This is a genomic window from Pseudomonas sp. E102 (assembly GCF_052660185.1).
In genome coordinates this window covers 3995068-4008760 of the sequence record NZ_CP084025.1, presented here as the reverse complement: position 1 = coordinate 4008760, position 13693 = coordinate 3995068, and the positions used below count along the sequence as shown (strand labels likewise).

At 59.5% G+C, this 13693-nt stretch carries 6 protein-coding genes; 2 read left to right on the top strand and 4 right to left on the bottom strand.

What is annotated here, in order from left to right; all coding sequences use genetic code 11:
- Positions 1 to 31 precede the first annotated feature (31 nt).
- The 4 genes from DOCECA_RS18320 to DOCECA_RS18305 all read right to left on the bottom strand — a co-directional run bounded on the left by DOCECA_RS18320 (position 32) and on the right by DOCECA_RS18305 (position 7025).
- Entirely contained in the window at positions 32 to 1468 is a 1437-nt protein-coding gene (locus tag DOCECA_RS18320; RefSeq protein ID WP_434560673.1) for an OprD family porin, read from the bottom strand.
- 172 nt (positions 1469 to 1640) lie between these two features.
- Positions 1641 to 3242: an ABC transporter substrate-binding protein gene (locus DOCECA_RS18315; protein ID WP_434560671.1), complete on the bottom strand. Its 1602-nt coding sequence runs from the start codon at positions 3240 to 3242 to the stop codon at positions 1641 to 1643.
- A gap of 300 nt (positions 3243 to 3542) precedes the next feature.
- The gene (locus DOCECA_RS18310; RefSeq protein WP_420765543.1) at positions 3543 to 5168 is read right to left on the bottom strand and encodes an ABC transporter substrate-binding protein; all 1626 of its coding nucleotides are present in this window, start codon (positions 5166 to 5168) and stop codon (positions 3543 to 3545) included.
- A gap of 255 nt (positions 5169 to 5423) precedes the next feature.
- Positions 5424 to 7025 (bottom strand): ABC transporter substrate-binding protein, encoded by a 1602-nt coding sequence (locus DOCECA_RS18305; RefSeq protein ID WP_445570894.1) that lies wholly within the window; start codon positions 7023 to 7025, stop codon positions 5424 to 5426.
- Positions 7026 to 7320: 295 nt separating this feature from the next.
- On the opposite strand from DOCECA_RS18305, the gene DOCECA_RS18300 reads away from it, so the two are divergent.
- Positions 7321 to 9984, top strand: a complete 2664-nt coding sequence (locus DOCECA_RS18300) for a two-partner secretion domain-containing protein (protein ID WP_445570893.1) — start codon at positions 7321 to 7323, stop codon at positions 9982 to 9984.
- Positions 9985 to 10086: 102 nt separating this feature from the next.
- Positions 10087 to 13518 carry a beta strand repeat-containing protein gene (locus DOCECA_RS18295; RefSeq protein WP_445570892.1) on the top strand — a complete coding sequence of 1144 codons (3432 nt, stop codon included), beginning with the start codon at positions 10087 to 10089 and terminating at the stop codon, positions 13516 to 13518.
- The last annotated feature ends 175 nt before the right edge of the window (positions 13519 to 13693 follow it).

Below are 13693 nucleotides of genomic sequence, written 5' to 3'. Positions count from 1 at the left end.
CGACCTTGTGAGTCGACCGCCCGGTGGCAGTTTAGAGAATGTTGAACGGGATGGTGGTGACCAGACGGAATTCGTTGATGCTGCCGTCGGCCTGGTTCTCGCTGGCGCGGTGAGCGGTGTAGGTCGCACGAATCGCGGTGGCCTTCAACGGACCGCTCTGCACGGCGTAGGAAGCACCGATGCCGTACTCGTAGTGATGTTCACCGTCCATGGCCTGGACGCCGTCGTAACCCTTGCCAACTACGCCTTTGTTACCGGTGTAGTGAGTGCCATCGATACCCCAGCCGCGGGCTTGGTAGACGTTGAACTTCAGGCCCGGCACGCCGTACTCGGCCATGTTCAGGCCATAGGCGATCTGGAAGGATTTCTCGTTCGGGCCGTTGAAGTCCGACAGCAGGGAGTTGGCCAGGTAGATGCCGTTGGTTTCGTGCAGGTAGTCGAAGTACTCGTCGCCATTGATTTCCTGGTACGAGAAGGTCACGGTATGAGCCTGGTGAGTCAGGCCGAACGACAGCGAGTAAGTATCGTTGTCGATATCGCCCAGCAGGGCAGAACCCGAATCGACGGTCTTATAGTAGTTCAGGCCAGTGGTCAGGCTCAGTACCGAGCTGTCGCCAAGCACGTGGCTGGCGCCGAAGTAGTACTGGTTCCACAGGTCTTCGGCCTGGGTGCCCCACAGGCTGGTGGTCAGGCTGGCGAGCGGCTGGTAAGTGATACCAGCGGTATTTACATGGTCGGCTTCAGCCGAGGAGTTACCGTATTCGGAGCGGAACTTGCGCTGGCTCTGTTCGGTACGAGGCGAGTTGCGATCGAAGGTGCCGATATCGAAAGACAGGTTCTCCAGCTCTTCGCTGTGCAGGCTCACACCTTCGAAGCTCGAAGGCAGGGCACGGTTGCCGATCACATCGACCATCGGGCTGCTGAAATTCTGGCGACCTGCAGTCAGGGTAGTGTTCGAGACACGGGCCTTGACGTTGGCCAGGCCCAGCTTGCTCCACTGGTCGACAGCATCGCCGCCACTCTCAGTCAGGGTACGGTTGTTTCCGCGGCCGCCTCGTCCTGGCTCTGGAGCGCCACCATTGGCCGATGCCAGATTCTTGCGGTCGCGCTCCAGCGCGATAGCGTTGTAGGCAGCCACTTCGGTACTGAAGCCAACAGTGCCCTCGGTGAAGCCCGAGTTGTACTTGATGATGGTGCCTTGCATCCAGTTGATGCGGCGATCAGTTGGAGCCAGGGCGCCGTTCTTCTGATACGAGAATTTTGCGCCACGCTTGAGTTGTTCGTTGGAGTACCAGTTACGGGTACTGCCCTCAAGCTTTTGCCCTTCAATAAAGCCCTTGGCTTCGGATTGAGCGCTGCTGGTCTTGACCGTCACCGGCGTAACCGCCTGGCTCTGGGACTCTGCATAGGCCGTCGCGGTGATGCTGCTGATGGCCAAGGCCAGTATCGCGGTGCTGCTCAGTTTCATCGGTAACGCTCCTTTTTCTTTCTTTTTTATGCCGTTCTTTTTTGGTGATACGGCTATTTGGTTTACAGCTCATTTGCAGCGTGCAAACGTTTGCCTGGCGCCGGATCGGCGAATTACGGCAAAACGTCTGCGTGAGGGCTTCCAGGGAAGCCCTCGCTGTGCGGCGATACGGTTATGGGTTCAGGCTGACGCCCGAGAAGACGTTGCGACCGAAGGGGCTGACTTTGAACCCTTCGACTTTGGCGCTCAGCGGCTGGTTGACCGTCGAGTGGGCAACAGGGGTGATCGGCACTTGCTGCTTGAGCAACTGCTGGGCCTGTTTGTAGAGCACGGTGCGCTTTTCGCGGTCGGTGACGATCTTGGCCTGCTTGATCAGCTTGTCGTAATCCTGGTCACACCACATGGAGTAGTTGTTGCCACCAATGGCGTCACAGCTGTATAGCGTGCCCAGCCAGTTGTCCGGGTCACCGTTGTCGCCGGTCCAGCCGATCAGGCTGATGTCGTGCTCGCCGTTCTTGGTGCGCTTGATGTACTCGCCCCATTCATAGCTGACGATCTTCACTTTCAGGCCGATTTTCGCCCAGTCGGCCTGGAGCATCTCGGCCATCAGCTTGGCGTTGGGGTTGTACGGGCGTTGCACGGGCATGGCCCAGAGGGTGATTTCGGTGCCTTCCTTGACTCCGGCGGCCTTGAGCAGCTCTTTGGCTTTTTCCGGGTTGTAAGGCGTGTCCTTGATGGTCTCGTCGTAGGACCATTGGGTCGGTGGCATGGCGTTCTGCGCCAGTTGCCCCGCGCCCTGGTACACCGCGTTGAGAATCCCTTGCTTGTTCACCGCCATGTCCAGCGCACGGCGCACTTCGACCTGGTCGAAGGGTTTGTGGCGAGTGTTATAAGCGATGTAGCCGAGGTTGAAGCCGGGCTTCTCGATCAACTGCAGCTTGGGATCGTTCTTCAAGGCGGGCACGTCGGCCGGGCGCGGATGCAGGGTGACCTGGCATTCGTTGGCCTTGAGTTTCTGCACCCGCACCGACGCATCGGTGTTGATGGAGAAGATCAGGTTTTTCAGCTTCACCCGCTCCGGTGCCCAGTACTTGTCGTTGGCGACGTAGCGAATGTTGGAGTCTTTCTGGTAGCTCTTGAACTCGAACGGCCCGGTGCCGATCGGCTTTTGGTTGATATCGCTCGGCTTGCCGCCCTTGAGCAACTGGTCGGCATATTCAGCCGACAGGATCGAGGCGAAGCTCATAGCGATGTTCTGGATGAACGCGGCGTCGACGCTGTTCAGCGTCATGACTACCGTCAGCGGCCCGGTCTTTTCTACCTTGGCGATGTTCTTGTTCAGGCTCATGCCGTTGAAGTACGGGAACTCAGTGGGGTAGGCCTTGCGGAACGGATGCTGCGGGTCAAGCATGCGGTTGAAGGTGAACAGCACGTCGTCGGCGTTGAAATCCCGGGTCGGCTTGAAGTAATCGGTGGTATGAAACTTCACCCCTTCGCGCAGGTGGAAGGTGTACTTCAAGCCGTCTTCGGAAATGTCCCAGCTTGTTGCCAGGCCCGGGACGACATTGGTCGCGCCTTTTTCAAACTCGGCCAGGCGGTTGTACAGCGGCTCGGCGGCGTCGTTATCAGTGGCGGTGGTGTATTGCGCGGTGTCGAAACCGGCGGGGCTGCCTTCGGAACAGAACACCAGGCTGCCGCCGGCGGCCTGGGCTGCGGATGTGGCGGCCAGCAGGCCGGTGCCCAGCAATGCGGATAAAACCAAGGTATGGCGCATGACGCTCCCTCTCTCGTTCGGGGTGTTTGTCAGCGAACCGGCGTCCTTCTTCGGGGACAGGTCCGGGGCGCTGGGCTCATTCCATTGCGTAAAACAGCGATGCCACAGCATTAGCAAACCGGTAGCCCGACGGTATGAGTCGTGGGCGAGGCGGTAAATGCGTAACGCCTGAAAGACATGTGGGAAAAGGCGATGCCCTCTCGGCTACCGCTGTGTGCGGTGCTTCCAAAGGCAGGCGGTTTCCTTGGGTCTTGGCGGATAGCACAACGGCGACGTTGAAAGCGCCGCCGTTGCCTATCGTTATTTGCTGACGCTGACGCCGTAGAAGGAGTTCAAGCCAAATGGGCTGATCTTGAAGTCCTGCACGTTGGCGCGCATGGGTTGATACACCGTCGAGTGAGCGATAGGTGTCATCGGCACAGCATCCTTGAGGACGTGTTGTGCCTGTTTGTAGAGGTCGGTGCGCTTGGCCTGGTCGGTGGTGCGCTTGGCTTCTTTCACGAGGCCGTCGAACTTCTTGTCACACCATTTGGAAAAGTTGTTGCCTTGCAGCGAGTCGCAGCCGAACAGCACGTTGAGCCAGTTGTCCGGGTCACCGTTGTCACCGCTCCAGCCAATGATCATGGCCTGGTTCTCGCCACCTTTGGAACGCTTGATGTACTCGCCCCATTCGTAGCTGGTGATCTTGACCTTCAGGCCGATCTTGGACCAGTCATTCTGCAGCATTTCCGCCATCAGTTTGGCGTTCGGGTTGTACGGACGCTGAACCGGCATGGCCCACAGAACGATCTCTGTGCCTTCCTTGACGCCGGCTTCCTTGAGCAGCGCCTTGGCTTTCTCTGGGTCGTATTTGGCATCTTTGATGGTGGTGTCGTAGGACCACTGGGTCGGTGGCATGGCGTTGACCGCCAGCTGGCCCGCTCCTTGGTACACAGAGTCGATGATCTGTTGCTTGTTCACGGCCATGTCCAAGGCTTGACGAACTCGCAGGTCAGCCAGTGGGTTGGGCTTGTCGTCGCCTTTGACTTTGTCCATCACGTTGTAAGCTACATAACCCAGGTTGAAACCCGCCTGGTCAGGCATCTTCAGCGCTTTGTCGTCCTTCAGGGCCTGGAGGTCGGCCGGGCGTGGGAAGAGAGTGATCTGGCACTCGTTCTTCTTCAACTTCTGGATACGCACCGACGGGTCGGTGGTGATGGCGAAGATCAGGTTGTCGATCTTCACGTCTTCAGGCTTCCAGTATTCCTTGTTGCCGGTGTAGCGGATGTTGGAATCTTTCTGGTAGCTCTTGAACACGAACGGGCCGGTGCCGACCGGCTTTTGGTTGATGTCCGGGGCCTTGCCTTCCTTGAGCAGTTGGGCGCCATATTCGGCGGACTGGATCGAGGCGAAGCTCATGGCCATGTTCTGGATGAACGCGGCGTCGACATCTTTGAGGGTGAACTTGACGGTGTGGTCGTCGACTTTATCGATCTTGGTGATGTTGGTGTCCATCCCCATGTCGGTGAAGTACGGGAATTCGGTTGGGTACGCCTTACGGAACGGGTCGTCCTTGTTGATCATGCGATTGAACGTGAACAGCACGTCGTCGGCATTGAATTCACGGGTCGGCTTGAAATACGGGGTGGTGTGGAACTTGACGCCTTCACGCAGGTGGAACGTATAGGTGAGGCCGTCTTCGGAGATGTCCCACTTGGTGGCCAGGCCAGGAATCACGGCGGTGCCGCCGCGCTCAAACTGGGTCAGGCGGTTGAACATGGTTTCTGCAGAGGCATCGAAGTCGGTTCCGGTGGTGTACTGACCGGGGTCGAAACCGGCCGGGCTGCCTTCGGAGCAGAACACCAGGTTAGTCGCGGCGGAAGCGAAAGGAGCGCTGGCTAACAAGCCTGCACCGACTAAAAACGGAATGACCGCGTGTTTAAGCATGTTGGCCTCATGATTTGTTGTCATTTTTGGATTTGAGGGCGACCTCGTGAGTCGTCCTGCGGATACTTATGCAGGCCCCATACCCAATGCAAGATCTAGAGCGGTTTCAACTCTGAAACAGTGGCACGAACGTACCTTAATGTCGCATCTTTGTAACTTTTGACGCATTTGATCGTTTGCGCAGGTTTTTTTGGGGCAAAAGGCGCCCGCTGGCGGTGCGGCGCAGGGCTGCTGCGCACCGCCATGGGGCGGGTTTTACTTGTTCAAACCCACGCCGTAGAAAGGTGTCAGGCCAAACGGGCTGAGTTTGAAATCCACCACTTCCTTGCGTATCGGCTGGAACACCGTTGAGTTGGCAATGGGTGTGATGGGCACCTGCTGCTTGAGGATTTTCTGCGCCTGCTGGTACAGCTCGATCCGTTTTTGCCGGTCGGTCGCGACCTTGGCCTGCTGGATCAACCGGTCATAGGCCGGGTCGCACCACTTGGCGTAGTTGCTGCCCTTGACCGCCGCGCAGCTATAAAGCACGCCGAGCCAGTTGTCCGGATCACCGTTGTCGCCGGTCCAGCCATAGATCATTGCGTCATGCTCGCCGTTCTTGGCGCGCTTGATGTATTCGCCCCATTCGTAGCTGACGATGTTCGCCTTGATACCAATCTTGGCCCAATCCTGCTGGATCATTTGCGCCGACATCCGCGCGTTGGGGTTGGAGGCGCGCTGCACCGTCATCGCCCATAAATCAATGGTTGTACCGGGCGCAACCCCGGCTTCCTTGAGGAGCGCCTTGGCCTTGGTCACGTCATGGGGCGCGTCCTGGATCGCAGGGTCGAACGACCATTGGGCCGGTGGCAAGGCGTTTTGCGCCAGTTGCCCAGCGCTCTGGTACACCGCTTTGATGATCGCTGGCTTGTCGATGGCCATGTCCAGCGCCTGACGGACCTTGAGCTGGTCCAGCGGCGGGTGCGTCACGTTGTAGGCCAGGAAGCCCAGGTTGAAGCCGGGCTGCTTGAGCACCTGCAGGTTCGGGTCTTGCTCCATCACTTCGATATCGGCCGGGCGCGGATAACCGCTGACCTGGCATTCGCCACGCTTGAGCTTTTGCAGGCGTACGGCGGCGTCCGGGGTGATGGAAAAAATCAGGTTGTCGAGCTTCACGTCCTCGGGTTTCCAGTACGCGGTGTTGGCGACGTAGCGGATCTGCGAGTCCTTCTGGTAACGCTTGAACACGAACGGCCCGGTGCCGACGGGTTTCTGGTTGAGGTCGCCGGCCTTGCCTTCTTTTAACAATTGCGCGGCGTATTCGGCCGATTGCACCGAGGCAAAACTCATCGCCAAATTTTGCACGAACGCGGCGTCGACGTTATTGAGGTTGAAGCGGACGGTGTGCTCGTCGACCTTCTCGACGCTCTTGATCGTGGTGTTCAGGCCCATGTCGGTGAAATACGGCGACTCGGTGGGGTAGGCCTGGCGGAACGGGTGCTGAGGGTCGAGCAGGCGCTGGAAAGTGAACAGCACGTCGTCGGCGTTGAAGTCGCGGCTCGGGGTGAAGAACTCGGTGGTATGAAATTTCACACCCTCGCGCAGGTGGAAGGTGTAGGCCAGGCCATCGGCGGATACGTCCCAGCTTGACGCCAACCCGGGCTCGACCTCGGTGCCGCCGCGCTTGAACTGGGTGAGGCGGTTGAACACGGTTTCGGCCGAGGCATCGAAGTCGGTGCCGCTGGTGTATTGGCTGGGGTCGAACCCGGCGGGGCTGGCTTCGGAGCAGTAGACCAGGGTGGTGGCGGCTTGGGCCATTGGGGCGCTGCCGATCAGGGCCAGGGCGAGCAGGAGGGGTTTGAAGGTGGTTCTGTCCATGAAATCCCTTAGGGCGTGGCGAAGGTTTTCTGAAGACTAGCGGTTGGGATGGGGGCGTAGGAAATATCCAAAAGTAAGGGCGACCCCTGAGTTTGGGCATAGCGCATTTTTTCGCCAATATTTAATTGACGCCGGAATAATGGCTATCTAGTATCGCGCCACTATTTTGATATTGCTTTCTGGGCAGAGGAGGACAAGCGTCTTCCTTGCCTTGGGGACGAGGTCGTCTCTGGCTTTTCTGCCGATGACCTCGGCACGGATGACCTCCTTAATTGCGCCGCAACGAGACCCGATCATGGACGACCGCCAATACGCCTTCCTGGCCCGCCAACCTTCCGCTGCCATGAAAAACCGCGAGCGGTTCCTCGGCATGCCCAAGCGCGGCCTGGCGTTCCTCTTGGCCAACGTCATGTTCTGGCAGCCGCTGTGGGCCCAGGCCGACGGTATCGTGGTCAGCGCGCCCGGCACCGGCTTGGACCGGGCGGGCAACGGCGTGCCCATCGTCAACATCGCCAAGCCCAATGGCAGCGGCCTGTCACACAATAAATTCAAGGATTACAACGTTGGCGGCAACGGCGTGATCCTCAACAACGCCACGTCCCGCACCCAATCCACGCAGATGGGCGGAATCATCCTCGGCAACCCGAACCTCCAGGGTTCAGCCGCCAAGACGATCCTCAACGAAGTCAACGGCGGCAATCCCAGCCAACTGCGCGGCTACACCGAAGTGGCGGGGCAATCGGCCCACGTCATCGTTGCCAACCCCTACGGCATCACCTGCAACGGCTGCGGCTTCATCAACAGCCCAAAAGTGACCTTAAGCACCGGCAAACCGGTGGTGGAAAACGGTCGGTTGGATCGCTACCAGGTGGACCAGGGCAGCGTCGCCATCGAAGGCGCGGGGCTCAACGCGAACAACGTCGACCATTTCGAAATCATCACTCGCAGCGCCAAGATCAATGCCGAAATCCAGGCCAAGAACCTGACGATCGTGGCCGGTCGCAACGACGTCAACGCCGATACCTTGAATGCCACGGCCCGTGCCGACGATGGCAGCGCCAAGCCGGAACTGGCGATCGACTCCTCGGCCCTCGGCGGGATGTATGCCGGGGCCATCAAGCTGGTCGGCACCGAGGCCGGGGTTGGGGTGAAGCTGGACGGCAAGTTGATTGCCAGTGGCGGGGATATCCAGCTCGATGCCAATGGGCATTTGAGCATGGTCGATACCTCGGCCACGGGGGCGGTTAACGTCAAGGCTACGAGTCTTGATGCGAAGGGACCGGTTTACGCCGGTACGACGTTGAATGCGCAGGCTCAAGGGGATTTGGTCAACCGGCAAACGTTGGCGGCGCGCGATGGGATTGTTTTGAATGCCGGTGGGCAGTTGAGCAACAACGGCATTATTGAAGCCGGGGTGAATGGGGATAACACGCGGAATGCTTCGGGGGATGTGAGCGTCACGGCGCAGGCGCTCAATAACAGCGGCGAGAGCATCGTTGCCAGTCGTAATTTCACGGCCAGCGTTGCGCAAATGCTGAGCAACCAGGGCGGCACCTTGAGCGCCGGGCAAACCGCCACGGTCAAAGCCGGGACGTTGGATAACCAGACCAAGGGCCGCGTGCTGAGCAATGGCGCGTTGAGCGTCAACGCCGACAAGCTGCTGAACACGCAAGGTATCGTCAGCAGCAATGGCAACCTGACGGCTGATGTCGGGCAATTGTCCAACAACGCTGGCGAACTCAGCGGCCTTAGCAACCTCACGTTGCGCGTCGCCTCGCTGGATAACGTCGCGGGCTTGGTGGCGGCGGGTCAGTCCTTGGACATCAGCGCCAGCGGTCAGATAAACAACCAGGGCGGCCTGATCAACGCGTCGGGTGCGATGTTGTTGAACAACCTCAAAGACGTGAACAACCAGAACGGCGAAATTTCCAGCCAGCAAGCGTTCACACTGGCGGCACAGAATCTGGACAACAGCGGCGGCAAGTTGCTGAGCAACCAAGGCCTGGTGCTCAGCATTGCCCAAGTTTTGAATAACGTCCGGGGGGCGATCTCGGCGGCCTCGGTGAACAGTCGCAGCAACAGCCTGGACAACAGCGATGGCCTGATCAGCAGCCGTGGCCGACTCGACCTGACTGCCGACGCCTTGCTCGACAACCAGCGTGGCTCGCTGATCGCCGACGGCGCGCTGCTATTGGCTGCCGATCGCCTGGACAACCGTATCGGGGAAATCGTCGGCAAGACCGGGCTCAATGCCACCGTCAACACTGTGGATAACCGTCAAGGTACGCTTATCAGCACCGATGCCCTGAAGCTCACTGCGACCAGCCTCGACAATCGCCAGGCCGGCTTGATCGGCTCGACCAACGCGCTGGATCTCGATGTCGACGACCTCGACAACCGTGGCGGCGAGCTGTCGAGCAGCGCAGACGTCACGCTGGTTAGCCAGAACCTCGACAACAGCGATGGCGGCCAGGTGTTCGCCGGGCAAACGCTGAAGCTGACGGTCGATAAACTGCTCAACCGCACCAAAGGCCTGCTCAGTGCCAAGGCTGGACTTGATCTGGACGGCGGCTCCCTCGACAGCAGTGGCGGCTACCTGATCAGCCAGCAGAACCAGCGCATCAACCTGAGCCGCGACCTGCTCAACAACCAAGGCCAGCTCAGCAGCGAAGGTTCGCTGGATGTCACCGCCGCCAACCTGACCAACACCGGTGGCAGCCTGTCCAGCGCCAAGGACCTGACCGTGCATAGTCTGGGGGGGCTCGACAACCAGGGCGGCGAACTGGTCACCGACGGCGCTCTGCTGCTCACCAGCGCCGCGCTGGACAATCGCCAGCAGGGCCGCATCAGCGCCAAAGGCGCGGTGGACGTCACCACCGGTGCTTTCGATAACAGCCAGAATGGCCGCCTCAACAGCGCCAGCACGTTGAACCTCGTCGCGGGCCAAGTCACCAACTAGGGCGGCGCAAGCATCGGCAGCCAAGGCGCGCTGACGGCGTCGGTTACCGGTCTGGACCAGCAGGGCGGCACGCTGTTCAGCAATACCACGTTAAGCCTGGACATGAACAACGGCCAGCTCAACAACCAGGGCGGTTTGATCAACGCCCCGGGCTCGCTGTTGCTGAAAAACCTCAACGGCGTGAACAACCTGGGTGGCGAGATCTCCAGCGCCGAAGCCTTCACCCTGGCAGCACAAAACCTCACCAACGACAACGGCAAACTGCTGAGTAGCCAAGGCCTGACCCTGCGCATCGCCCAGGCGCTAAACAACGTCAAAGGCATGATCGGCGCGGCCACCGTCGATACCCAGACGCAAAGCCTGGTCAACAACGGCGGCACAATCACCAGCCGCGGCAACCTCGTCCTGACCGTCGATCAACAACTCGATAACCAGGCCCAAGGCCTGATCAGCGCCGCGCAACTGCTCACCCTCAACAGCGGCAACCTGAACAACCAGGGCGGCAGCGTGTTGGCCGGCGGCGCGTTGGTCCTCAACGCCATGGCCCTGAACAACAGCACCAACGGCCTGATCAACGCCCAAGGCGACCTCACCTTCGACGCCGATTCCCTGGACTCCAGCGATGGTGGTGAAGTATCGGCCAAGGGCGACATCAACCTGACCCTGGCATCGCTCACGCAAGAGGGCGGCCGCCTGCTTGGCGAAAAAGCCGTCACCCTAAACCTGGGCAACGGCGACCTGAACAATCGCAACGGCCTGATCACCGCCAAAGGTCCGCTGACCTTCAACGCCTTGCGCGACTTGAACAACCAGGGCGGCGAAATCTCCAGCAGCCAGAGCTTTGACCTCAAAGGCCGCACGCTGGACAACAGCGGCGGCAAGTTGATCAGCAGCCAGAACCTGGGCCTAGACGGCCAGGCGTTGATCAACCAGAACGGTTTGATTTCCGGCTGGCAGGGGCTGCTGTTCAACGGCACGAGCCTGGACAACCGCAACAACGGCACGCTGTCCAGCCGCAACGGCAACGTGAACCTCAACCTGCTGGGCAACCTGCTCAACGGCAACGGCGGTGCGCTGGTCAGTCAGGGCAGCCTCGGTGTGACAGCCGCTTCGGTGGATAACACCAAAGGCATTCTCAGCAGCAGCGGCGCGCAAAGTCTCATCCTCAGCGGCACGCTCGATAACGGCCAGGGCGGCCTGATCGACAGCGGCGTGGGCCTGACCATCAAGGCCACCTCCGTGGCGAACGTCAGCGGCGCGGTCAACGCGCAGCAAATGCTGACCCTCGATACCAACGATGTAAACAATCGCCAGGGCACGCTGGTGGGTAACGCCGAGGTCAGGCTGAACCTCAATGGCGCACTCGACAACAGCGGCGCCAAACTTGCCAGCGCCGGCCCGCTGACCATAAAAGGCGCGACGGCGATCAACAACCAGGGCGGTCAGATCGCCAGCCAGGATCAAATGACCCTGACCACCGGCTCTCTGGATAACAGCAACACCGGGACCATCGCGGCAAAAAATGCCCTGGCGATCACCGCCACCGGCGCCGTGCAGAACCATAGCAACGGCCTGATCTACAGCCAGACGGCGGGTATCAAACTCGATGCCGCGAGCCTCGCCAATAGCCAAGGTCAGATGCAGAGCCAGACCGGCCTGGATCTCGCACTGAGTGGTGAGCTCGATAACCAGGGCGGCAAGCTCATCGCCCAGACCGGCGACGTTAGCCTGACCGCCGCCAACATCGACAACCGCGGCGGCACCCTTGCTGCCCTTAAGGGCGCCCTTGAAGCGCGCACCGTGGGCGTGCTGCGCAACGGCTTTGATGCGAATAACCAGGGCGGCGTGATCCAGGCGCAGCGCCTGGATATACGCGCCTTGGCCGGGCTGAACAACAACGGCGGGCGGATCGCGGGTCAGGCTGGTGATGTCATCATCAATACGGCTGATTTGAACAACCGCAACGGCGGCATTTACGCCACCGGGCTGGTCAACGTCAGCGGCGCCAACCTGGACAACAGCGCCGGCCAGATCGCCGGCAACCGCATCGAGCTTGGGCTAAGCGGCGTTTTGGCCAACACTGACGGCATCCTGGAAAGCGACAGCACGTTGGCGGTGCGTGCGGCGAGTGTGGATAACCAGGGCGGCAGACTGCGTGCGCTGGGTAATAGCGGAAAAACCGATTTCCAGATTGGTGGCCTCTTCGACAATCGCAGCGGCAGAATCGAAACGGCAAACAGCGAGCTAACTCTTAACTCCAGTGGATTCAAAAACCTGGATGGCCGCTTATTGCACACTGGCAGTGGCACATTCGATATTTCCACCGCGAACCTTACCGATGCGGGCGGCAGCCTTGTCACACGCGGAGCCTTGACCCTTGCGGCGGACAGCTGGACCAACAGCAGCGTAATCCAGGCGGGACGGCTAACCGTCAACGTCAACAACCTGACCCAGACCGGTAGCGGACAGTTACTGGCGTCCACCAACCTTGTGGGCAACGGTGGCAACTGGAGCAACGACGGGCTGATCGCCAGCGACGGCACGGCCAACCTTCTATTGGGCGGCACTTACAGCGGTAACGGTCAATACAGCAGTCTGGGCAATCTGGGATTGACCGCCGCTTCGATGAGCCTCGGCACTGCTGGCAGCGTTGCCAGTGGCGGCACCTCGACCATCAACATCAGCGGCCAGCTCAACAATTCCGGCCGGATGACTTCGGCTTCCGGGGTGACGGTCAACGCGGGCTCAATCAACAACTTCGGGACCTTAGGCAGCAGTGGCGACCTTCGCCTGGCCGCGTCCAGCCTGCTGAATCAGAACGGCCTGATCTTCAGCGGTGGCGACATGGCGCTGCGCGTCAATGACTTCACCAACCGTTTTGCCGATGTTTATGGACTGGGCAATGTCAGCATTGGTCGTGATGACAACAATGGCTGGAGCGCTTCGATTGCCAATATTTCGGCCTCGATTGAAAGCGGCGGAGACTTGACTCTGGCTGCCGACCATATTGAGAACCGTAAGGATGTGTTCGAGGCTACCGGTGGGTTGGTGTCGGGGGCGATTGGGGTTCAGTGTTATTCGTGTTCGTCGTTTGCAGTATTTCAACCTCACTTTGCGGGATATCTGGTTTGGGAGGAAAACTACCAATCCCAGATCGTTAAGGATTCTGCATCAGCCAATCTGACTGCGGGGCGAAACTTTATCGGTAATGGTGGGGAATTGCTGAACAACGCCTCCACCATTAGTGCAGGAAACGACCTGACTCTGAATTTGCAAAACTTCACGAACCAAGGGGCGGGGGCTGGTACTTACAGTGTAAGACGTTCACTTGCAGCGCCGGATGATGAAATGAAATACCTCCCTCTCTGGAGACAGATCATGGATTACAACGCTGCCAATGATCCCTCCTATGATTCGGGAGCAGCGGGCTATCGGGACGGAACTTTTGTCAGTCCGAACTTGCACGTATGGAATAGCCAAGGCGTTGAATCTCTCTTGCGAATAGGGGGCGTCGCGGTGGCGGTGAGGCAATGACTTACCTCAACTTTGGTGGGATATGGGTTGAATACCAAGGCGGAAATTATGGGTTCACGCCACCCCGTTACAACAGTGGCGTGCGGACCGAGGCCCCTGCTTTTGTCAAAAATGCCGCATTCTTCGAAAACACCATCACCTACGACGGCCCGTCGGATTACGCCAACGCAGTCGT